Origin of the sequence: Caenispirillum bisanense, from assembly GCF_039523075.1 — a bacterium.
In the GTDB taxonomy this organism is placed as follows: domain Bacteria; phylum Pseudomonadota; class Alphaproteobacteria; order Rhodospirillales; family Rhodospirillaceae; genus Caenispirillum; species Caenispirillum bisanense.
This window is the reverse complement of sequence record NZ_BAAAEP010000002.1, coordinates 1-20,393: the sequence shown is the minus strand read 5'-3', so window position 1 is coordinate 20,393 and position 20,393 is coordinate 1. Positions and strand designations below refer to the sequence as shown.

The 20,393-nt window shown below is 70.2% G+C and carries 22 protein-coding genes; 21 read left to right on the top strand and 1 reads right to left on the bottom strand.

The annotated features are described in order from the left end of the window. The first annotated feature begins 133 nt into the window (after positions 1-133). The 20 genes from ABD056_RS01695 to ABD056_RS01600 all read left to right on the top strand — a co-directional run bounded on the left by ABD056_RS01695 (position 134) and on the right by ABD056_RS01600 (position 18,936). A complete protein-coding gene (locus tag ABD056_RS01695; protein WP_343863788.1) occupies positions 134-955 on the top strand; it encodes an ABC transporter ATP-binding protein in 822 nt (273 codons plus the stop codon). After that, a complete protein-coding gene (locus ABD056_RS01690) occupies positions 952-1,716 on the top strand; it encodes an ABC transporter permease (RefSeq protein ID WP_343863786.1) in 765 nt (254 codons plus the stop codon). Before ABD056_RS01695 ends, ABD056_RS01690 begins: the two co-directional genes overlap by 4 nt. 44 nt (positions 1,717-1,760) lie before the next feature. Continuing rightward, entirely contained in the window at positions 1,761-2,729 is a 969-nt protein-coding gene (locus ABD056_RS01685; protein ID WP_343863784.1) for an ABC transporter substrate-binding protein, read from the top strand. Between the two features lie 209 nt (positions 2,730-2,938). Then, a complete protein-coding gene (locus ABD056_RS01680; protein WP_343863782.1) occupies positions 2,939-3,418 on the top strand; it encodes a Na+/H+ antiporter subunit E in 480 nt (159 codons plus the stop codon). Beyond that, positions 3,415-3,708, top strand: coding sequence for an MrpF/PhaF family protein (locus ABD056_RS01675; protein ID WP_343863780.1), 294 nt, complete (start codon positions 3,415-3,417; stop codon positions 3,706-3,708). The genes ABD056_RS01680 and ABD056_RS01675 overlap by 4 nt, the downstream gene beginning before the upstream one ends. A gap of 16 nt (positions 3,709-3,724) precedes the next feature. Next, positions 3,725-4,105 carry a monovalent cation/H(+) antiporter subunit G gene (gene mnhG / locus ABD056_RS01670; protein ID WP_343863778.1) on the top strand — a complete coding sequence of 127 codons (381 nt, stop codon included), beginning with the start codon at positions 3,725-3,727 and terminating at the stop codon, positions 4,103-4,105. After that, positions 4,102-4,728, top strand: a complete 627-nt coding sequence (locus ABD056_RS01665; protein ID WP_343863776.1) for a DUF4040 domain-containing protein — start codon at positions 4,102-4,104, stop codon at positions 4,726-4,728. Before mnhG ends, ABD056_RS01665 begins: the two co-directional genes overlap by 4 nt. Further along, positions 4,725-5,141 carry a Na(+)/H(+) antiporter subunit B gene (locus tag ABD056_RS01660; protein WP_343863774.1) on the top strand — a complete coding sequence of 139 codons (417 nt, stop codon included), beginning with the start codon at positions 4,725-4,727 and terminating at the stop codon, positions 5,139-5,141. The genes ABD056_RS01665 and ABD056_RS01660 overlap by 4 nt, the downstream gene beginning before the upstream one ends. Further along, positions 5,138-5,611 (top strand): cation:proton antiporter subunit C, encoded by a 474-nt coding sequence (locus tag ABD056_RS01655; protein WP_343863772.1) that lies wholly within the window; start codon positions 5,138-5,140, stop codon positions 5,609-5,611. The genes ABD056_RS01660 and ABD056_RS01655 overlap by 4 nt, the downstream gene beginning before the upstream one ends. Continuing rightward, positions 5,608-7,089 carry a monovalent cation/H+ antiporter subunit D family protein gene (locus ABD056_RS01650; protein WP_343863770.1) on the top strand — a complete coding sequence of 494 codons (1,482 nt, stop codon included), beginning with the start codon at positions 5,608-5,610 and terminating at the stop codon, positions 7,087-7,089. The genes ABD056_RS01655 and ABD056_RS01650 overlap by 4 nt, the downstream gene beginning before the upstream one ends. Then, complete coding sequence (locus ABD056_RS01645; protein ID WP_343863768.1) at positions 7,086-8,606, top strand: proton-conducting transporter transmembrane domain-containing protein; 1,521 nt, start codon at positions 7,086-7,088, stop codon at positions 8,604-8,606. Before ABD056_RS01650 ends, ABD056_RS01645 begins: the two co-directional genes overlap by 4 nt. Next, entirely contained in the window at positions 8,603-8,890 is a 288-nt protein-coding gene (locus ABD056_RS01640) for a hypothetical protein (RefSeq protein ID WP_343863766.1), read from the top strand. The genes ABD056_RS01645 and ABD056_RS01640 overlap by 4 nt, the downstream gene beginning before the upstream one ends. Then, the gene (locus tag ABD056_RS01635; protein WP_343863764.1) at positions 8,880-10,568 is read left to right on the top strand and encodes a Na(+)/H(+) antiporter subunit D; all 1,689 of its coding nucleotides are present in this window, start codon (positions 8,880-8,882) and stop codon (positions 10,566-10,568) included. Before ABD056_RS01640 ends, ABD056_RS01635 begins: the two co-directional genes overlap by 11 nt. Positions 10,569-10,648: 80 nt before the next feature. After that, positions 10,649-12,640 (top strand): ATP-binding protein, encoded by a 1,992-nt coding sequence (locus tag ABD056_RS01630; protein WP_343863762.1) that lies wholly within the window; start codon positions 10,649-10,651, stop codon positions 12,638-12,640. Continuing rightward, a complete protein-coding gene (locus ABD056_RS01625; RefSeq protein ID WP_343863761.1) occupies positions 12,633-14,015 on the top strand; it encodes a sigma-54-dependent transcriptional regulator in 1,383 nt (460 codons plus the stop codon). The genes ABD056_RS01630 and ABD056_RS01625 overlap by 8 nt, the downstream gene beginning before the upstream one ends. Before the next feature lie 211 nt (positions 14,016-14,226). Further along, positions 14,227-15,216 (top strand): TRAP transporter substrate-binding protein, encoded by a 990-nt coding sequence (locus ABD056_RS01620; protein ID WP_343863760.1) that lies wholly within the window; start codon positions 14,227-14,229, stop codon positions 15,214-15,216. Positions 15,217-15,311: 95 nt separating this feature from the next. Then, complete coding sequence (locus tag ABD056_RS01615) at positions 15,312-15,902, top strand: TRAP transporter small permease (protein WP_343863759.1); 591 nt, start codon at positions 15,312-15,314, stop codon at positions 15,900-15,902. Beyond that, on the top strand, positions 15,899-17,284 hold the full coding sequence (locus ABD056_RS01610) for a TRAP transporter large permease (RefSeq protein ID WP_343863758.1): 1,386 nt from the start codon (positions 15,899-15,901) through the stop codon (positions 17,282-17,284). Before ABD056_RS01615 ends, ABD056_RS01610 begins: the two co-directional genes overlap by 4 nt. A gap of 112 nt (positions 17,285-17,396) precedes the next feature. After that, positions 17,397-18,416: a ChaN family lipoprotein gene (locus ABD056_RS01605; protein ID WP_343863756.1), complete on the top strand. Its 1,020-nt coding sequence runs from the start codon at positions 17,397-17,399 to the stop codon at positions 18,414-18,416. Positions 18,417-18,480: 64 nt separating this feature from the next. Continuing rightward, positions 18,481-18,936 carry an OmpA family protein gene (locus ABD056_RS01600; RefSeq protein ID WP_343863754.1) on the top strand — a complete coding sequence of 152 codons (456 nt, stop codon included), beginning with the start codon at positions 18,481-18,483 and terminating at the stop codon, positions 18,934-18,936. 24 nt (positions 18,937-18,960) lie between these two features. On the opposite strand, the gene ABD056_RS01595 is transcribed toward ABD056_RS01600, so the two are convergent. Beyond that, positions 18,961-19,572: a Panacea domain-containing protein gene (locus tag ABD056_RS01595; protein WP_343863752.1), complete on the bottom strand. Its 612-nt coding sequence runs from the start codon at positions 19,570-19,572 to the stop codon at positions 18,961-18,963. A gap of 160 nt (positions 19,573-19,732) precedes the next feature. On the opposite strand from ABD056_RS01595, the gene ABD056_RS01590 reads away from it, so the two are divergent. Continuing rightward, the coding region (locus tag ABD056_RS01590) for an intermembrane phospholipid transport protein YdbH family protein (protein ID WP_343863750.1) at positions 19,733-20,393 on the top strand (661 nt) is incomplete at its 3' end.

Sequence of the window (20,393 nt, the reverse complement as noted above, 5' to 3'; positions counted from 1 at the left end):
CGTCATAGTCGCGCCCATCACCGGGGGGAGCCGGCATCATCCGGCTGAGAGGTCTTCACGCGGAAGACGACCCCTAGCATCGGCTGGAACCTGATCCGGGTCATACCGGCGTAGGGACGCGTGAAGACAGGCCATGACGCCACCTGCTTTCCGGCCCGCCGCCGGGCCATCCGCCTCCGCCTCCTGCCCTGAGACGGCATCCGCCGCCGCCCCGGCCGTCCACGTCCACGCCGCCCGGCTGGAGTGGCGCGACACCGCCCTGTTCGACGCGCTCGACTTCACCATGGCCGCCGGCCGCTGGACCTGCCTGCTCGGCCCGAGCGGGGTCGGCAAGTCCACCCTGCTGCGTCTGGTGGCGGGCCTCGCCCCCGCCCATGCCGACAGCCGCGTCACCTGCGGCGACGGCCTGCCGCTGACCGGGCGGGTCGCCTACATGGCCCAGACCGACCTGCTGCTGCCGTGGCTGTCCGTTCTCGACAACGCCCTGCTTGGCGCCCGGCTGCGCGGCGACCGGCCGGACCGCGCCCGCGCCCTGGCGCTGCTGGAGGCGGTCGGCCTGGCGGCAGCGGCGGTCAAGCGGCCGGCAGAGCTGTCCGGCGGCATGCGGCAGCGGGTGGCGCTGGTGCGGACGCTGATGGAAGACCGGCCCGTGATCCTGATGGACGAGCCGTTCTCCGCCCTGGATGCCGTCATCCGCCTGCGGCTGCAGGCGCTGGCCGCCGACCTGCTGCGCGGCCGCACGGTGCTGCTGGTCACCCACGACCCGCTGGAGGCGCTGCGCCTCGGCGACCGCATCCACGTTCTGTCCGGCCGCCCGGCCCGCCTCGATGCGCCGCTGGAGCCGCCGGGGCCGACGCCGCGGCCGGTGGACGACCCGCAGCTGCTGGCCCTGCAGGCGGAGCTGCTCGCCCGCCTGACCGCCGCCGCCGGAGCGGAGGCGGAGGCCGCGCCATGAGCCTGCCCGCCCGCCTCGCCCGCACCACAGTCACCGTCGCCGGCCTCGCCGGTCTGTGGCACCTCGGCCATCTGGCGGCGGGCGGACGCAGCTATCTGCTGCCGTCGCCGTGGCAGACCGTCACCACCCTGGTGGAGCGCTGGGACACCATCATCGGCCATGCCGGGGTGACGGCGCTGGAGATCGTGCTCGGCCTTGCCCTCGGCTGCCTGCTCGGCGTCGGCACGGCGCTGCTGCTGGCCCTGTTCCGGCCGGTGCGGCAGTGGCTGATGCCGGTGCTGGTGGTCAGCCAGGCGATCCCCGTCTTCGCCATCGCGCCGCTGCTGGTGCTGTGGCTCGGCTACGGCCTCGGCAGCAAGGTCGCCATGGCCATGCTGATCATCTACTTCCCCGTCACCGCCGCCTTCTTCGACGGCCTGCGCCGCACCGATATCGGCTGGCTGGACCTCGCCCGCGTCATGGGCGGCGGCCGCTGGGCGGTGCTGTGGCGCATCCGCCTGCCGGCCGCCCTGCCCGCCTTCGCCTCCGGCCTGCGGGTGGCGACGGCGGTGGCGCCCATCGGCGCCGTGGTGGGGGAGTGGGTGGGCTCCTCGGCCGGGCTCGGCTACCTGATGCTGCACGCCAACGCCCGCATGCAGGTGCCGCTGATGTTCGCCGCCCTGCTGGTGCTGGCGGCCTTTTCCATCACCCTTTACGCGCTGGTCGATGCCGCCCTGCGCCGGGCCCTGCCCTGGGTGCCCGACGACCAGCGCCAGCCCTGACCCCAGAGACGCCTCACACCCCCTTGACCAGGAAGGAGACATTGATGCTGACCCGCCGCCTGTCCCGCCTCGCCTGCGCCGCCGTCGCGGCCGCCGGCCTCGGCCTTGCCGCCGCCGCGCCGGCCGCCGCCGCCGACAAGCTGACGGTGCTGCTCGACTGGTTCGTGAACCCCGACCACGCGCCGCTGGTGGTGGCGCAGCAGAAGGGCTTCTTCGCCGAGCGCGGCCTGGAGGTCGATCTGGTGGCGCCCGCCGACCCCAACGATCCGCCCAAACTGGTGGCCGCCGGCCGCGCCGACATCGCCGTCGGCTATCAGCCGCAACTGCACTTGCAGGCGGCGGAAGGGCTGCCGCTGAAGCGCATCGGCACTCTGGTGGCGACGCCCCTCAACTCGCTGGTGACCCTGCAGGAGAGCGGCATCGACAGCCTGGCGGACCTGAAGGGCAAGAAGGTCGGCTTCTCCGTCGGCGGGTTCGAGGACGCGCTGCTCGGCGCCATGCTCGCCTCGGCCGGCCTCGGCCTGAAGGACGTGGAGCTGGTGAACGTGAACTTCGCCCTGTCCCCGGCCCTGCTGTCGGGTCAGGTGGACGCGGTGATCGGCGCCTTCCGCAACTTCGAACTGAACCAGCTGTCCATCGAGGGCCACACCGGCGTCGCCTTCTACCCCGAAGAACACGGCGTGCCGCCCTATGACGAGCTGGTGCTGCTGGCCAATGCGGAGCGCATCGCCGACCCGCGCCTGCCCCGATTCCTCGACGCGGTGGAACAGGGCACCCACTACCTGCTGAACCATCCTGAAGAAAGCTGGCAGCTGTTCATCAAGGCCTACCCCGACCTCAATGACGAGCTGAACCGCCGCGCCTGGGCCGACACCCTGCCCCGCTTCGACCTTACCCCGGCGGCGCTCGACTCCGCCCGCTATCGCCGCTTCGCCGCCTTCCTCCAGGCCCAGGGCCTGATCGCCGCCCAGCCGGAGCTGAGCCGCTACGCGGTGGAACTGCCGCGCGAATAGCCTGCCTCCCGCCGCGCTCCGCTGGTGCGAAACCGGCGGAAATGCGGCGAGTCATTGCGCCGCGCGCGTCCGCCGGGACAGGACGTTGCGCGGCGCCGCTGCGGCGGTCAATCTTTTCGCTTGGATGAACGAGCCCAAGGGTTCTATTTTCCCCCATCCCGTCGCCCGCACCCGTGGGCGCTGCCTGCCGCATTTTCCGGAGTTTGCTCGTGGTTCACGCCGCCGGCCTCGGGTTAGCCCTGTTCGCCCTCTGGCTTCTGCTGTCGGGGTACTTCCTGCCCCTGCTGCTCGGCCTGGGGGTGGCGTCGTGCGTGGTCATCGTGTGGATCCTGCACCGCATGGATGCCATCGATCACGAATCCTTCCCCATCCGCATGCAGTTGCGCGGCCTGACCTACTGGCCGTGGCTGATGAAGGAAATCGTCAAGAGCAACCTGACGGTCGCCGGCATCATCCTCAATCCGCGGCTGCCCATCTCGCCGACCGTGCGCCCGGTGCGTGCCAGCCAGGCGACCGACATGGGGCGGGTGATCTATGCCAACTCCATCACCCTGACGCCGGGCACCATCTCGGTCCACATGGCCGACGAGGAAATCCTGGTCCACGCCCTGACCCGCGACGGTGCCGAGAGCTTCGACGACCCGGAGATGGACCGCCGCGTCACCCGGCTGGAGGGCCCCGCCGCATGATGTTCGCCGCCGCCACTGCCGCCATCCTGGTGACCATGGCGCTCGCCCTGGCGCGCGCCTTCATGGGGCCGAGCGTGTGGGACCGCATCCTGGCCGCCAACATGATCGGCACCAAGACCGTGCTGCTGATCTCCGTCCTCGGCTTCCTGACCGAGCGGCCGGAATGGGGCGACATCGCGCTCGCCTACGCCCTCATCAACTTCATCGGCATGATCGCGGTGATGAAGTTCTTCCGGTACCAGGGGCTGGTGGCGCCCTCGCCGGACCGCGACGACCGCGGCGACATCTGAGGCCGGAGACAACGCCATGGACCTCACCCTGCTGCGCGACGGCCTGAGCTGGGCCCTGCTGCTCACCGGCTCCTTCTTCCTGGTGGTGGGAGCGGTGGGCGTGCTGCGCATGCCCGACTTCTACACCCGCATGCACGCCGCCTCGCTGACCGACACCCTGGCCGCCATCGGCATCCTGGGCGGGCTGATGCTGCAGGGCGGGCTGACCATCGTCACCATCAAGCTGGTGCTGATCCTCGCCTTCCTGCTGCTGACCAGCCCGGTGGCGAGCCACGCCCTGGCCGCCGCCGCCCTCAGCCAGGGCCACAAGCCGCTGCTCGCCAAGCCCGACGGCACCCTGCAGCCGACGGCGGTGGAGCTGCCGGCGGAAGCCGACATCGTGGAGACCCGGCCATGATCGCCGTCGTCGACGTCGCCCTGCTGCTGTTCCTGGTGGTGACGGCGCTCGCCATCGTGCGCATGCACAACCTGTTCGGCATCGTCATGACCATGGGCATCTTCAGCCTGCTGTCGGCGGCCATCTTCACCACCCTGGACGCGGTCGACGTCGCCTTCACCGAGGCGGCGGTGGGCGCCGGCATCTCCACCGTGCTCATGCTCGGCACCCTGGCGCTGACCGGCCGCTTCCAGAAGCCGGCGCGGCGCACCAACCACCTGTCCGCCCTGGCGGTGGTGGTGGTGACGGGTGCGGCGCTGATGTACGGCACCTACGACATGCCGGCCTTCGGCGACCCGGAAAGCCCGGTGCAGCAGAACCGCGTGGCGGAGCGCTACATCGTTGACTCGGCGCGCGAGATCGGCGTGCCCAACCTGGTGACCTCGGTGCTCGCCAGCTACCGCGGCTATGACACCCTGGGCGAGACGACGGTGGTGTTCACCGCCGCCGTTGCCGTCCTGCTGCTGCTCGGCCGCACCCGGCGGGAGCGCCAGGAGCTGACGGAGCGGGCGCGGCGTCTGGCGGCGCAGGGCGAGGCGCAACGAGCGGCGGAGCCCAAGGCGGCGGAGGACGGCAGCCCGTGAAGTACAATCCCATCCTGCGCGCGACGGCCAAGTACCTCATCGGGCCGATCATGCTGTTCGCGCTCTATGTCCAGTTCCATGGCGACTTCGGGCCCGGCGGCGGCTTCCAGGCCGGCGTGTTCTTTGCCGTTGCCTTCATCCTCTATGCCCTGATCTTCGGCGTCACCAACGCCCGGCGGGTCGCGCCCATGTGGCTGCTGCGCCTGCTGTCGGCCTTCGGCGTGCTGCTGTTCGGAGGCGTCGGCGTGGTCAGCATGATGCTGGGCGGCCCCTTCCTCGACTACAGCGTGCTGTCGCACGACCCCGAGCACGGCCAGCACCTGGGCATCCTGCTGGTGGAGGCCGGGGTCGGCATCACGGTGGCGGCGGTGATGATGCTGCTGTTCTTCTCCTTCACGGGGCGCAAGGCATGACCGGCATCGTGGAGATCATCATCGACCACTGGAACTACTGGATCTTCATCATCCTGATGATGATCGGGTTCTATGTGGTCATCGCCCGCGGCAACCTGGTGAAGAAGCTGGTCGGCCTGAACATCTTCCAGACCAGCGTCTTCCTTCTGTACATCAGCATGGGCAAGGTGGAGGGCGGCACCGCCCCCATCCTGGTCGCCGAGGAGGTGGCCGAGGCCGGCCCCGTGCTCTACACCAACCCGCTGCCGAGCGTGCTGATCCTTACCGCCATCGTGGTCGGCGTGGCGACCACGGCGCTCGGCCTTGCGCTGGCGGTGCGCGTCAAGGAGACCTACGGAACCGTGGAGGAGGACGAGATCATCGACCTCGACCGTGACGAGGACGCCGCCGAACTGGCCCGCCGCGATGCGGCCGCGGCCGCCGCCGCCGGCGTCGTCACGCCGGCCAAGCCGACGGAGGGCGCCGCGTGATCCTCGCCAACCTCGCCGCCCTGCAGGTGGTGGTGCCGCTGCTGTCGGCCCCCATCGGCATCGCCCTGCGGCGGCCGACCCTTGCCTGGGCCTGGGCGACCCTTGTGGCGGTCGCCGCCTTCGCCTGCTCCATCGGGCTGTTCTTCCAGGTGCAGGCCACCGGCACCATCTCCTACGCCATCGGCAACTGGCCGGCGCCGTGGGGGATCGAGTACCGGGTCGATGCGCTGTCGTCCTACATGCTGGTCCTCATCTCCGGCATCGCCGCCGCCGTGCTGCTCTATGCGCGGGAATCGGTCGAGGCCGAGATCGACGAAGGCCGCATCTACCTGTTCTACGTCGCCTACCTGCTGTGCCTTGCCGGCCTGCTCGGCATGGTCATCACCGGCGACGCCTTCAACGTCTTCGTGTTCCTGGAAATTTCGTCGCTGTCGAGCTACGCCATGATCGCCCTCGGACGGTCGCGGCGGGCCATTTCGGCGGCCTACCACTACCTGATCCTTGGCACCGTCGGCGCCACCTTCTACGTCATCGGCCTCGGCATCGTGTACATGCTGACCGGCACGCTCAACATGGGCGACCTGGCGACGCTGATGGAACAGGCGGCCGGCTACCGCACGCTGGAGGTGGCGCTGGCCTTCTTCACCGTCGGCCTGGCGCTGAAGCTGGCGCTGTTCCCGCTGCACAAGTGGCTGCCCGACGCCTATACCTACGCCCCCTCGGTGGTGACCGCCTTCCTCGCCTCGACCGCCACCAAGGTGGCGCTCTACGTGATGATCCGGGTGTTCTTCTCGGTGTTCGGGGCGGCCTATCTGGTGGAGGGCATTCCGGTCGCGACGGTGCTGATGGTGCTGGCGCTGGCGGCCATGTTCTCCGGCTCGGCCGTCGCCATCTGGCAGACCGACATCAAGCGCAGCCTCGCCTATTCGTCGGTGGCGCAGATCGGCTACATGGTGCTCGGCGTGTCGCTGATCACCGTCGCCGGCATGACCGCCGGCCTGCTGCACCTGTTCAACCACGCGCTGATGAAGGGCGCCCTGTTCCTGGCGCTGGGGGCGGTGTTCCTGCGCATCGGCTCGGTCCACATCAAGGACATGGAGGGCATCGCCCGCCAGATGCCGCTGACCATGGCGGCCTTCGTCATCGGCGGCCTGTCGCTGATCGGTGTGCCGCTGACCGCCGGCTTCATTTCCAAGTGGTACCTGATGATGGCCGCCTTCCAGAGCGGCCTGTGGTGGCTGGCGGTGCTGATCGTGCTGTCGAGCCTGCTGGCCGTCATCTATGTCTGGCGCGTGGTAGAGGCGGCCTATCTGCGGCCGCGGCCGCCGGGGGCGGTGCAGGCGCGCGAGGCGCCGTGGTCCATGCTGGTGCCCATGTGGGGCATGGCGCTCGCCAACATCTGGTTCGGACTTGATACCCGCTTCAGCATGGGCGCCGCCGAAGCCGCCGCCCGCGCCGCCCTGGGAGGCGCCGGATGAGCCCGCTTCTGTGGATTCTCGTGACGCCGCTGCTGGGCGGCGTCGGCATTGCGCTCGCCGGCCGCCAGCCGAACCTGCGTGAAGGCGTCACCCTGCTCACTGCCGGCGCCCTGCTGGTGCAGGTGTGGATGCTGCTGCCCGAGGTGCTGGCCGGCGCCCGGCCGGAGGCAGTGCTGTTCGACGTGGTGCCGCATGTGCCGCTGGCCTTCGCGGTGGAACCGCTCGGCATGATCTTCGCCGCCGTCGCCGGCAGCCTGTGGATCGTCAACAGCGTCTATTCCATCGGCTACATGCGGGGGAACAAAGAGCACAACCAGACCCGCTTCTACCTGTGCTTCGCCATCTCGCTGTCGGCCGCCATGGGCATTGCCTTCGCCGGCAACCTGTTCACGCTGTTCGTGTTCTACGAGGTGCTGACGCTCTCGACCTATCCGCTGGTCACCCACCACGGCAACGCCGCGGCGCGGGAAGGCGGGCGCACCTACCTCGGCATCCTCATCTCCACCTCCATCGCCCTGCTGCTGACCGCCATCGTCTGGACCTGGGTCGCCACCGGCACCACCGATTTCCGCCCCGGCGGCATCCTGGCCGGTGCGGTGCAGGGGCCGGAAGTGGGGCTGCTGCTGTTCCTGTTCATGTTCGGCATCGGCAAGGCCGCCCTGATGCCCATTCACCGCTGGCTGCCGGCCGCCATGGTGGCGCCGACCCCGGTCTCCGCCCTGCTGCATGCGGTGGCGGTGGTGAAGGCGGGCGTGTTCAGCGTCGTGAAGGTGATCGTCTACGTCTTCGGCATCGACCTGCTGGCCGCCGAGCCGAGTGCCGAGTGGCTGCTCTATGCCGCCGGGGCGTCCATCATCATCGCCTCGCTGATCGCCCTGCAGCAGGACAACCTGAAGCGCCGGCTGGCCTATTCCACCGTCAGCCAGCTGTCCTACGTCACCCTGGCCGCCGCCATCCTGGCGCCGCTGTCGGTGATGGGGGCGGCGCTGCACATCGCCGCCCATGCGCTTGGCAAGATCACCCTGTTCTTCGCCGCCGGCTCCATCTACACCGCCGCCCACAAGACCAAGGTGAGCGAGCTGAACGGCATCGGCCGCCGCATGCCGTGGACCATGGCCGCCTTCACCATCGGCGCCCTGTCGATGATCGGCCTGCCGCCGACCGCCGGCTTCCTGTCCAAGTGGTACATGCTGATGGGCGCCTATGACCGGGCGGCGTGGTTCGCCATCGGCGTCATCATGCTGTCGACGCTGCTCAACGCCGCCTACTTCCTGCCCATCGTCTATGCCGCCTTCTTCCGCAAGGAGGCGCCGCACGGCCATGCCGATGCCCACGGGCATGGACACGGCCACGGCAAGGGTCACGGCCACGGCCACCACGACGACCATGACCACGGCGAGGCGCCGCTGCCCATCGTGCTGGCGCTGTGTACCACCGCCGCCGGCACGGTGCTGCTGTTCTTCCTGGCCGACGTGCCGTTGTCCCTGGCCCGCCAGCTGATCGGAGGAGCGCCATGAGCGACCGCCAGCCGCCCCGCCCCTCGCCCGCCGGTGCCGCCGCGCCGGCCGGCGGCGACACCCTGGCCCCCGCCACCCGGCGGCTGCTGGCCATCGTCGGCGCCGTCGTGCTGGTGGCGCTGATCGTCGCCGACCCGTTCGTCGAGGGGCATCCGCACTTCGGCGTCGACGGCACCTTCGCCTTCTACGCCTGGTTCGGCTTCGCCGCCGCCGTGGCGGTGGTGATCGTCGCCAAGGTGGTGGGCGTCTTCCTGCAGCGGACGGACAGCTACTATGATCAGTGACCTGCTCCCGCCCGGCGTGCTGCTCATCCTGGGCGGCGCCCTGCTGCCCTTCGTGCGCGGCCCGCTGCGCGCCGCCGTGCTGCTGGTGGCGCCGCTGCTGACGCTCGCCGCCGTGTGGACGGTGCCCGACGGCGTGGTGATGACCGCCGGCTTCCTCGACTACACCCTGCAGGTGGTGGAAGGCGACCGGCTGTCGCGGCTGTTCGGCATCGTGTTCGCCCTGGCGGCCTTCGGCGGCGGCCTGTTCGCCCTGCGGCAGGACTTCACGCGCGAGCTGGCCGCCGCCTACGTCTATGCCGGCAGTTCCATCGGCGTGGTGTTCTCCGGCGACCTGATCACCCTGTTCGTGTTCTGGGAGATCATGGCCATCGCCTCGACGGTGGTGGTGTGGTCGGGCAACAGCGCCCGCAGCGCCCGCGCCGGCATGCGCTACATCCTGGTCCACCTGCTGGGCGGCGTGCTGCTGATGGCGGGCCTGGCGGCGCACATCGTCGACACCGGCTCCATCGACGCGACGCGGCTGCTGCCCTCCACCCTCGGCAGCTGGCTGATGCTGGCCGGCATCCTGGTCAATGCCGGGGCGCCGCCGCTGTGGGCCTGGGTGGCCGATGCCTACCCGGAAGCCTCGTGGTCGGGGGCGGTGTTCCTGTCCGCCTTCACCACCAAGACCGCTGTCTACGTGCTGATCCGCCTCTATCCCGGCACCGAGATCCTGGTGTGGATCGGGCTGGCGATGATCTTCTACGGCGTCATCTATGCGCTGCGCGAGAACGACATGCGGCGCATCCTGGTCTATTCCATCGTCAACCAGGTCGGCTTCATGGTGACGGCCGTCGGCATCGGCACCGAGACGGCGCTGAACGGCGCCGCCGCCCATGCCTTCGCCCACATCCTCTACAAGGCGGTGCTGCTGATGAGCGCCGGCGCCGTGCTGTACCAGACCGGCGGCGTCGGCAAGTGCACGCAGCTGGGCGGCCTTGCCCGCTCCATGCCCTTCACCACCGCCGCCGCCATCATCGGCGCCCTGTCCATCTGCGCCTTCCCGCTGACCTCGGGCTTCGTCAGCAAGTCGATGATCATCGACGCCGCCGGGGCGGAGCACATGGCCGCCGCCTGGTTCCTGCTGGAGGCCGCCTCGGCCGCCGCCATCCTTTATGTCGGCCTGCGCTTCGTGTGGTTCGTGTTCTTCGACCGCGACAGCGGCCTGCGCCCGGCCGATCCGCCGCTCAGCATGAAGGCCGCCATGGGCCTGATGGCAGCGCTGTGCCTGATCCTCGGCGTGTGGCCGCAGCCGCTCTATGACCTGCTGCCCTACCCTGTGGATTACGTGCCCTACACGGTCAGCCATGTGGTGCACCAGTTGCAGCTGCTGCTGTTCGCCGCCGCGGTGTTCTTCCTCACCCTGCCGCTGACCCGGCCGCGGGAGGGCATCACGCTCGACTTCGACTGGTTCTACCGCCGCTTCGGTCTGATGCTGGCGCGCGAGCTGGGCATCGCCACCGGCCGCGCCGGACAGAGCCTGCTCGGCAGCGGCAAGGCAGTGCTGCGCCGCTTCGTCGGCTTCGTCGAGACCCACCACGGCCCCGGCGGCCTGCTGGCCCGCACCTGGGGCACCAGCATGGCGGTGCTGTCGGTGCTGGTGCTGCTGCTGGTCTACCTGCTCATCTACTACGTGTAGGCGAGCGCAAACCTTGCCGTTGATCCGCCGGTCGGCCATTATCGGGGGCCGTCCGGCGGAACAGCGACAGGGCTTCCACCATGGGACGCCGCACCACCCTTCTTGTCATAGCCTGCGTGCTCGCCCTGGCGGCGGCGCTGCTGTCGGCGGTCGGCCTGTGGGCGCGCACGGCGGCGGAGGCGGAGCTGGCGGCGCGCGGCGACGGCATCCTCAAGCTCTACGTCAGCAACCTCGCCGGCCGCCTGTCGCGGTTCGAGGCCCTGCCCCAGCTGCTGGCCCAGATGCCGGAGCTGCGCGGCGCCCTGGTGCGGCCGGACGACCCGGAAGCCCTGGCCGCCGCCAACGAGCATCTGGCCATGGAGGCGGAGTTCACCGGCGCGCTCGACATCTACGTCATGGACCGCAACGGCCTGACCATCGCCGCCTCCAACTGGCGGACGGAGTATTCCTTCGTCGGCCGCAACTTCGCCTTCCGCCCCTATTTCCAGCAGGCCATGGCCGGCCGCACCGGACGCTACTTCGCGCTCGGCAACACGTCGCTGCAGCGCGGCTACTATTTCGCCGGCCCGGTCACCATGGGCGACGAGATCGCCGGCGTGGTGGTGGTGAAGATGGATCCGGCCGAGATTGAAACGGTGTGGGAGGATCTGGAGGACCGCATCGTCGTCACCGATCCCCACGGCGTCATCTTCATCTCCAGCGATCCGGCCTGGCTCTACCACGCCCTGCGTCCGCTGGGCGCGGCGGAGCGGGAGGCGATTGCCGACTCCCTGCGCTACCCCGGCATCCGCGTCACCGAACTGCCGCTGGTGGAACGACCGAGCGACCAGCCCGACGCCACCCTGCTGACCCTGCGCGAGCGCGACAGCCGCCGCGGCGGCACCAGCAGCAGCGGCGAGAGCGCCACCGGCCTGCCCTTCTTCAGCCTTCCCGAAGGCACCCGCCGCTTCCTGCACCAGTCGGCACACATGGCCTCGGCGGGGTGGACGGTCCACATCCTGTCGGACCTGCGGCCGCTGGACCAGCAGGTGGTCAAGCAGGTGTCGCTGGTGGCGGCCCTGCTGGCGCTGGTGATCGCCATTGCCGCCTGGGTGCGGCTGCGGCTGCAGAGCTACCGCGCCAGCATGGAGGCTGAACGCCGCACCGCCGCCATCCTGGCCGCCAAGGAAGAGGCCGTGCGCCGCGCCAACGACCAGCTGGAGCAGCGCGTCCGCCTGCGCACGGCGGAACTGGAACAGGCCCACCGCCGCCTCACCGACGAGATGGAGGAGCGCGAGCGGGTGCAGGCGGATCTCCGCCAGACCCAGGACAATCTGGTCCACGCCGGCCGTCTCGCCGCCATCGGCCAGCTGGCGGCGGGCGTGACGCACGAGCTGAACCAGCCGCTGACCGCCATGCGCGCCTATGCCGACAACGCCCGCATCCTTCTCGCCCGCAACCGGCTGGGGGAGGTGGAGCAGAACCTCGCCCGCATCGGCGACCTGATCGACCGGCTGGCCGACATCTCGGGCCGGCTGAAGCGCTTCGCCACCCGCACCCGGCCGGAAAGCGGGCCGGTGCGGCTGGACGACGTGCTGCGCACCAGCATCGAACTGGTGCAGGTGGGCACCCGCCTGCCCGACCTGGAAATCCTCAACGCCGCCGCCGGCACTGACGTGCTGGTGCTGGGGGAACGGGTGCGGCTGGAACAGGTGTTCATCAACCTGTTGCGCAACGCCGTCGAGGCCCTGGCCGATCGGCCGCGCCGGCGCATCACCATCGACCTGTTCGCCGACGAGACCTGGGTGGCGGTGGCGGTGACCGATACCGGCCCCGGCCTGTCCGCCGAGGGGCTGGCGCATCTGGCGGTGCCGTTCTTCTCCAGCAAGCGGCCGGGGGAAGGCATCGGGCTCGGGCTGTCCATCTCCAACGGCATCGTGCATGATTTCGGCGGCTCGCTGACGGCGGAAAACCGCCACGACGGCGGCGCCGTGTTCACCGTGCGCCTGCGCCGCGCCACCGGCGCCGCCGCCCCTGTCCCCTCGCCCGCCCCTGCCCCCGCCGAAACCGCCGCCGCCGACCACCATGCCTGACGTCGATACCGTCCTGTTCGTCGATGACGAGCCCGATGTCCGCCTCGCCGCCCAGCAGACCCTGGACCTCGCCGGCTGGCGGGTGATCCCCTGCGCCTCCGCCGCCGAGGCGCGGGCGGCGCTGGGCGAGGACTTTCCCGGCATCGTGGTCACCGACGTGCGCATGCCCGGCGACGACGGCCTGACCCTGCTGCGCCAGATCCTCGCCGCCGACCGCGACCTGCCGGTGGTGCTCATCACCGGCCACGGCGACGTGCCCATGGCGGTGGAGGCCATGCACGCCGGCGCCTACGATTTCATCGAAAAGCCCTACCGCGGCGAGCGCCTGACCGGCACCGTCGCCCGCGCCCTGGAAAAGCGCCGGCTGGTGCTGGAAAACCGCACCCTGCGCCGCCAGCTGTCGGCCGCCGACGTCATCGAGAGCCGGCTGCTCGGCCAGAGCCCGCCGATGCAGGAGGTGCGCGCCATGGTCGCCGCCGCCGCCGCCGTCGATGCCGACGTGCTGATCCTGGGCGAGACCGGCACCGGCAAGGAAGTGGTGGCCCGCTGCATCCACGAGGCCAGCGCCCGCCGCAACGGCCGCTTCGTGGCGCTCAACTGCGGCGCCATGCCGGAGGCGATGATCGAGAGCGAGCTGTTCGGCCACGAGGCGGGCTCGTTCACCGGCGCCACCGGCCGCCGCATCGGCAAGCTGGAGCACGCCTCCGGCGGCACCCTGTTCCTGGACGAGATCGAGAGCATGCCGCTCGCCCTGCAGGTGCGGCTGCTGCGCGCCCTGCAGGAACGCAGCATCGAACGGCTGGGCTCGAACACCGCCATCGCCCTTGATCTGCGGGTGGTGGCGGCCACCAAGGTGGACCTGCGGGAGGCGGCCGACCAGGGCAGTTTCCGCGAAGACCTCTATTACCGCCTCGACGTGCTCAGCGTCGCCCTGCCGCCGCTGCGGGCGCGCGGCGACGACATGGCGCTGCTGTTCCGCCACTTCGTTCACGACAGCGCCGCCCGGTACGGACGCGAGGCGCCACCGCTGCCGGCCGACCTGGCGGCGCGGCTGGTCAGCCATCGCTGGCCCGGCAACGTGCGGGAGCTGCGCAACGCCGCCGAACGCTTCGTGCTGCTGGACGGTCGCGGCCCGCTGCTGCCGGGCGGCGAGGCGCCGGCCCTGGCCGCCGGCGGCGACCTGCCCCTGCCGGAGCGGGTGGGCGCGTTCGAGAAGGCGCTGATCGTCCGCGCCATGACGGAAGCCCGCGGCGACATCATGCGCGCCGCCGCCGACCTGGGGGTGCCGCGCAAGACCCTCTACGACAAGCTGCGCAAGTACGACCTGGACCGCAGCCGCTTCGGCGGCGCCGGCGGTGGCGGAATCCCGGAATAGGCCCGCCCCATCCCTGGCGGATTTCCGCCACATTCCCGCCGCAATCGCTGCGGTGCAGCAAGGCAAACTCAAGCAAATCAGGCGGTTGCCGCAGCAGCTCCGCGCACCGCGCATGCTTGGCATGCGCCCTGCTTATGTCTCCTGGCGCCGCGCCCGCTCGGGCTGCGGCACGTGGTTCAAAACCAAGATGTCATCCCAGGAGGAAGCAGTCATGCGCCTTTCCGCGTTCTTCGGCGCCACCCTGACCGCCGTCGGCCTTGTCACCGCCGCCGCCACCGCTCAGGCCGCCCCCATGACCATCAAGTTCTCCCACGTGGTCGCCGAGAGCACTCCGAAGGGCATCGCCGCCAACGAGTTCAAGCGCTGCGCCGAAAGCAAGCTGCCGGGCCAGGTGGTGGTCGAGGTCTACCCGAACTCGCAGCTGTTCAACGACGACAACGTGCTGGAAGCCATGCTGCTGGGCGACGTCCACATGGCCGCCCCGTCGCTGTCGAAGTTCGAGGACTACACCAAGGCCTTCCAGGTCTTCGACCTGCCGTTCCTGTTCAAGGATCTGAACGCCGCCGAAGCCTTCCAGCAGTCCCCCAAGGGTCAGGAACTGCTGCGTTCCATGGAAGACAAGGGCCTCATCGGCCTCGGCTACTGGCACAACGGCATGAAGCAGCTGTCGGCCAACAAGCCGCTGCGCACCCCGGAAGACGCCAAGGGCCTGAAGTTCCGCATCCAGGCCTCCGACGTGCTGGACGCCCAGTTCGACCAGCTCGGCGCCGTCGCCATCAAGAAGCCGTTCTCGGAAGTCTTCACCCTGCTGCAGACCCGCGCCATCGACGGTGCGGAAAACCCGTGGTCGAACATCTACAGCCAGAAGTTCCACGAGGTGCAGAAGTACATCACCGAGACCAACCACGGCCTGCTCGACTACCTGCTGGTCACCTCGGCCGAGTTCTGGAACGGCCTGCCGGCCGACGTGAAGCCGGCCCTGGAAGAGTGCGTCGAGGTCGCCACCAAGACCGGCAACGACCGCGCCCTGGAAATCGCCATGGCCGACCGCGAGAAGATCAAGCAGGCCGGCACCACCGAGATCATCCAGCTCACCGACGAGGAACTGGGCAAGTGGCGCGTCGCCATGGAACCGGTGTGGGAGAAGTTCGCCGAGGCCATCGGCCGTGACGTGATCGAGGCGGCTGCCGCCACCCAGTAACCGGCGCGACCGACCGACCGGCTGCGGGCCCGCCTTCGGGCCGGGTCCGCAGCCTCCTCGCGCTTTTCCCCATTCCAGGGCAGGACGATACCGCCATGGTGGCGCGTTTCATCAACCGCCTCGAAGAGGCGGTGATCTCCATTCTTCTTGTCTCCATGACACTGATCGTATTCGCCGAAGTGGTGATGCGGTTCGTGTTCAACAGCGGCCTCAAGTGGGCCCAGGAAGCCACCCTTTACGCCTCGGCGTGGATGGTGCTGTTCGGCATTTCCTACGTGCTGAAGCTTGGCGGCCACATCGGCGTCGATGCGCTGGTGCGGGTGTTCCCGCGGCCGGTGCAGCGGGCGGTGACCATCATCGCCGTGCTGGCCTGCCTCGCCTATGTCGGCATCATCTGCTGGGGCGCGTGGGAATACCTCGCCAAGCTCTACAAGATCGGCATCAAGGTGAAGGATCTGCACATCCCGCGGTGGATGGCGACCTCCATCCTGTTCATCGGCATCGCCATGTTCGGCCTGCGCTTCGTGCTGCTGCTGGTGCGTCTGGTGAAGGGCGAGGCCCACGGCTTCGGCCACCATGACGAGGCCCAGGACGCCATGCGCCTGAAGGAAGAGATCGACGCCGAGGTGGGCGACATGCTGACCCCGCCCCCTGCCTCCGACGCCAAGGAGGGCCCGCGCAAATGACCTCCGTCTTCCTGTTCGTCGCCCTGTTCGCGCTGATGCTGACGGGGATGCCCATCGCCGTGGCGCTGGGCCTGTCGTCGGCGGCGACCATCCTGCTGTTCTCCAACGACAGCATCGCGTCGGTCTCGCTCAAGCTGTTCGAGGCGCTGTCGGGCCACTACACCCTGCTCGCCATTCCGTTCTTCATCCTGTCGTCGGCCTTCCTGTCGACCGGCGGCGTGGCGCGGCGCATCATCCGCTTCGCCCTGTCGGTGACGGCGCACATCCGCGGCGGCATGGCCATGGCGTCGGTGGTGGCGTGCATGATCTTCGCCGCCGTGTCGGGCTCGTCGCCGGCGACGGTGGCGGCCATCGGCGGCATCGTCATCGGCGGCATGGTGCGGGCGGGCTACCCGCTGCCGTTTGCCACCGGCGTCATCGCCAATGCCGGCACCCTCGGCATCCTGATCCCGCCGTCCATCGTCATGCTGGTCTATGCCACCGCGACGGAAGTGTCGGCCGCCCGCATGTTCATGGCCGGCGTGCTGCCGGGCCTCGGCATCGGGGCGGTACTGCTGATCGCCATCTACATCATCGCCCACATCAAGAAGCTGCCGCGCCAGCCGTTCCCCGGCCTGCGCGAAGTGGGCATCAGCTTCCTGGATGCCATCGGCGGCATCATGCTGATCGTCATCGTGCTCGGCTCCATCTACGGCGGCATTGCCAGCCCGACGGAGGCGGCGGCGCTGTCGGCGGTCTATGCCTATCTGGTGGCGGTGTTCTTCTACCGCGACATCGGCCCGCTGAAGGGCGTGCCGTGGCGCAAGGAAGGCGAGAGCCTGGGTGCCGCCGCCGCCCGCAACCTGATGCACATCGTCATCGGCTTCCCCAAGTCGCCGTTCGACAAGGACATGCACCGGGTGCTGATGGATGCGGCCAAGGTGTCCATCATGCTGCTGTTCATCATCGCCAACGCGATGCTGTTCGCCCACGTGCTGACCACCGAGCGCATCCCCCACACCCTGGCCGCCATGATCACCGACATGGGCCTGACCTGGTGGGGCTTCCTGATCGTCGTCAACATCCTGCTGCTGATCGCCGGCAACTTCATGGAGCCGTCGGCCATCGTGCTCATCATGGCGCCGATCCTCATGCCCATCGGCGTGCAGCTGGGCATCGACCCGATCCACCTCGGCATCATCATGGTGGTGAACATGGAAATCGGCATGATCACCCCGCCGGTCGGCCTCAACCTGTTCGTCGCCTCGGGCATTACAGGCAAGCCGATCATGTGGGTGGTGCGGGCCTGTCTGCCGTGGCTGCTGATCCTGCTCGCCTGCCTGATGGTGGTCACCTACTGGCCGCAGCTGTCCCTGTGGCTGCCGAGCACCATGTACAACTGACGCCGCGCGCACATCGCCGGCAAAAGTGAACGAAGGGCCGGGCGCCTCTGGTGTCCCGGCCCTTTGCCGTTCATATGAAAGGGACATCCGCCGACTGACCGGAGTCCCGCCCGTGCGCCTTGCCGCCGCTGCCGCTGCCGCCGCCCTCGTCCTCGCCGCCGCCTCCCTGCCCGCCGCCCCCGCATCCGCCGCCGCCGCCGAGCCGCCGCCGGGGCCGCCGTGGGCCTCGCCGCTGGCGGCCGATCATCCCCTGGCCGGCACCTTCTGGAGCACCGCCACCGGCGAGCGCCTGTCGCCCGAGCAGGTGGTGGACCGCGCCGTCGACAGCCGCGTGCTGCTGCTGGGCGAGCGCCACGACAACGCCGATCACCACGCCCTGCAGGCCTGGCTCACCCGCAGCGTCATCGCCGCCGGCCGCCGCCCGGCGGTGGTCTACGAGATGATGGAGACCGACGAGCAGCCGCGCATCGATGCCTGGCGCCGCAGCGACCCGCCGCCCGCCGATGCCGCCGGCCTGGGCGACGCGCTGGACTGGGAGACCTCCGGCTGGCCGGCGTGGAGCCTCTACGCCCCCATGGCCGAGGCCGCCCTGACCGCCGGCCTGCCCATCCTGGCCGGCAACCTGCCGCTGGAGACCGTCCGCAGCCTTGCCCGCCAGGGCGCCGGAAGCCTGCCGCCCGATCTGGCCGAGCGCCTGGTGCTGGCCGCCGACGATGCGCCGGAGGTGCAGGAGGGCCTGATCGCCGACGTGCGCGCCGGCCACTGCGACCTCATGCCCGACGCCATGCTGGCGCCCATGGCGCTGGTGCAGCGGGGTCGCGATGCCATGATGGCGGCGGTGGTGGTGGAGGGGCTCGCCGATCCCGCCACCGACATGGCCATCCTGATCGCCGGCAACGGCCATGTCCGGGAGGATCGCGGCGTGCCCCTGCGGCTGGAGGCATTGGAGGTGCCGCGCGACCACATGCTGACCGTCGGGCCGCTGGAGGTCCGCGACGGCGCCGTCGCCATCACCGACTACCTGCCGCCGGACTCCCTGCCGCCCTACGACATCGTGTGGTTCTCGCCGCGTGCCGACGATGTGGACCACTGCGCCGCCCTGCGCGAACGCATGAAGAACAAAAACCACTAGATCGACTTTGGTCTGATCCGCTAGACTACGCCTTCGGACTTAACCCCTGAAGGAGAAGTCGCCCATGCGCGCCCGCCTGCTGCTGTCTGCCGTTGCGGTCGCTGCCGCCGCCGTCCTTGCCGGTGCGGCCGCCGCCACGCCTGCCCGGGCGCAGGATGCCGAGTGCGACAGCGCCGCCCGCGCCGGCCAGAGCGCGGTGCTGAGCGTCTACTTCGACACCGGCAAGACCGACATCAAGCCGACCCACCGGGCGGAGCTGCAGCGGCTGGCGCGGGAGGCCAAGTATCAGGTGAAGGTCTGCGCCATCGGCCAGGCCGACCGCCAGGGCAACGCCGACTTCAACCGCCGCCTCGCCCTCAAGCGGGCGGAAGCGGTGGCCGAAGTGCTGGCGCAGGCCGGCGTGCCGCGCTCGGTGCTGGTCGCCAGTTCCGCCGGTGAGGCCTTCGGCCACTTCGGCGGCAACGCCAAGGTGATGCAGGAACGCCGCGTCGACATCCTGCTGCCGCGCCGCAAGGAGTAAAGGCGGCAGGCGCCGCCGGCGTCGTCACTCGTCGCCGCTGCGGTCGCCCAGCGGCTTCGGCATCCACTTGTGGACGCTGACCGGCTTGCCGGTCTGGCTGCGCATGACGCGCGGCCGCAGCACCTCGGTCAGGCCCGGCGCCTCGCCGGCCGGGACGCCGGCGGCGGTCGGTACGGTCTTGGCGGCGGCCGTCTCGGCGGCGGTGGGCTTGCGGCCGTAGTAGTCCATCATCGCCTTGAGGGTGATCTCCTCGCCGGCGCCGCCGGAGGCGAAGGCATCGCGATAGGGCGGGTGGCTGCGGGTCAGCTTGCTCAGGTGTTCGGCCGAATGGGCGCCGAACTTGCGCCACACGCTGTCGAGCAGCTGGCGGGCGTCGTCGGGCGGCTTGCGGGTGTCCACCTGCGGGCGGCCGTTCTCGAAGGCGCGGTAGAGCGTCGGCTCCAGCGGTCCCTGCGGGTCGGCCACGAAGGTGCCCGGCATCAGCTTGCGGCCGTGGGTGGCGACGGCGAAATAGGCCTGAGACAGGAACAGCAGCCGATGCAGCTTCTGCGGCTGGAGGTATTCGTTGTCGTCCAGCGCCCGGTCGATCAACCAGAACGCCACGTCAAAACAGGTGTCGGCTGCAATACGCCTCATGGTGAGTTCGGAACCTGTTGATCGCACGGGGTCTTCTCCCTCAGCATAGAGCGCCCGGCGGCGGTGCGGAAGAGCCGCGACGCTTGACGCCTGCCGAGCCGCGACGGACGCTGGCGGACAGCGGCCGCCGTGCCCGGCCAACCTGAGGTTTCCCCTGCCCATGTCCCGCCGCCTGAGCCTCGCCCTTCTGGCCGCCGCCCTGCTGGTGGCGGCGGCGGTTGGCGCGTGGCTCGCCCTGCCCCGCCTCGCCGCCGAGGTGATCGAGTCGCGTCTGGCCGCCGCCGGCGTGCCCGATGCCACCGTGCGCATCGGCCGCATCGGCCTGACCGCCGCCCATGTGACCGAGGTGGTGGCCGATGACGGCCGCCTGCGCCTCGCCGGCATCGACCTCGCCTACAGCCTGGCCGGCGGGCTGGACGCGGTGACGGTGGCGGAGGCGGAGGCGCGCTGGCGCTGGACCGCCGCCGAGGGGCTGGACCTCGGCCCGCTCGGTCACCTGCTGGCAGCCGACGACCGGACCGCCGACGACGAGACCGCCGACGCCCTCGCCCTGCCCATGGAGCGGCTGAAGGTGGAACGGGCGACCGCCGTCATCACCCTGCCGGAGGGCGAGTTGCGCGCCGTCGCCTCCGGCACCGCCAAGCGCTCCGACCTCGGGCCGGCCGTCACCCTGGCGGCGGAGGTGACGGCGCCCGGCCTGTCGGGCAGCGTCACCTTCACCGGCACCGCTGGCGGCGCCCCGGTGCCGGCCACCGGCGAGGGCTGGCTGCGGCTTGCCGCCACCGACTTCGCCGCCCCCGGCATCGCTGGCGCCGTCAGCG

Coding starts and splice junctions, on each gene's coding strand:
- ABD056_RS01615 (WP_343863759.1), top strand. CDS start 15,312: ATGGTGGCGCGTTTCATCAACCGCCTCGAAGAGGCGGTGATCTCCATT.
- ABD056_RS01625 (WP_343863761.1), top strand. CDS start 12,633: ATGCCTGACGTCGATACCGTCCTGTTCGTCGATGACGAGCCCGATGTC.
- ABD056_RS01665 (WP_343863776.1), top strand. CDS start 4,102: ATGATCGCCGTCGTCGACGTCGCCCTGCTGCTGTTCCTGGTGGTGACG.
- mnhG (WP_343863778.1), top strand. CDS start 3,725: ATGGACCTCACCCTGCTGCGCGACGGCCTGAGCTGGGCCCTGCTGCTC.
- ABD056_RS01695 (WP_343863788.1), top strand. CDS start 134: ATGACGCCACCTGCTTTCCGGCCCGCCGCCGGGCCATCCGCCTCCGCC.
- ABD056_RS01600 (WP_343863754.1), top strand. CDS start 18,481: ATGCGCGCCCGCCTGCTGCTGTCTGCCGTTGCGGTCGCTGCCGCCGCC.
- ABD056_RS01610 (WP_343863758.1), top strand. CDS start 15,899: ATGACCTCCGTCTTCCTGTTCGTCGCCCTGTTCGCGCTGATGCTGACG.
- ABD056_RS01685 (WP_343863784.1), top strand. CDS start 1,761: ATGCTGACCCGCCGCCTGTCCCGCCTCGCCTGCGCCGCCGTCGCGGCC.
- ABD056_RS01655 (WP_343863772.1), top strand. CDS start 5,138: ATGACCGGCATCGTGGAGATCATCATCGACCACTGGAACTACTGGATC.
- ABD056_RS01675 (WP_343863780.1), top strand. CDS start 3,415: ATGATGTTCGCCGCCGCCACTGCCGCCATCCTGGTGACCATGGCGCTC.
- ABD056_RS01635 (WP_343863764.1), top strand. CDS start 8,880: ATGATCAGTGACCTGCTCCCGCCCGGCGTGCTGCTCATCCTGGGCGGC.
- ABD056_RS01640 (WP_343863766.1), top strand. CDS start 8,603: ATGAGCGACCGCCAGCCGCCCCGCCCCTCGCCCGCCGGTGCCGCCGCG.
- ABD056_RS01645 (WP_343863768.1), top strand. CDS start 7,086: ATGAGCCCGCTTCTGTGGATTCTCGTGACGCCGCTGCTGGGCGGCGTC.
- ABD056_RS01690 (WP_343863786.1), top strand. CDS start 952: ATGAGCCTGCCCGCCCGCCTCGCCCGCACCACAGTCACCGTCGCCGGC.
- ABD056_RS01630 (WP_343863762.1), top strand. CDS start 10,649: ATGGGACGCCGCACCACCCTTCTTGTCATAGCCTGCGTGCTCGCCCTG.
- ABD056_RS01595 (WP_343863752.1), bottom strand. CDS start 19,572: ATGAGGCGTATTGCAGCCGACACCTGTTTTGACGTGGCGTTCTGGTTG.
- ABD056_RS01620 (WP_343863760.1), top strand. CDS start 14,227: ATGCGCCTTTCCGCGTTCTTCGGCGCCACCCTGACCGCCGTCGGCCTT.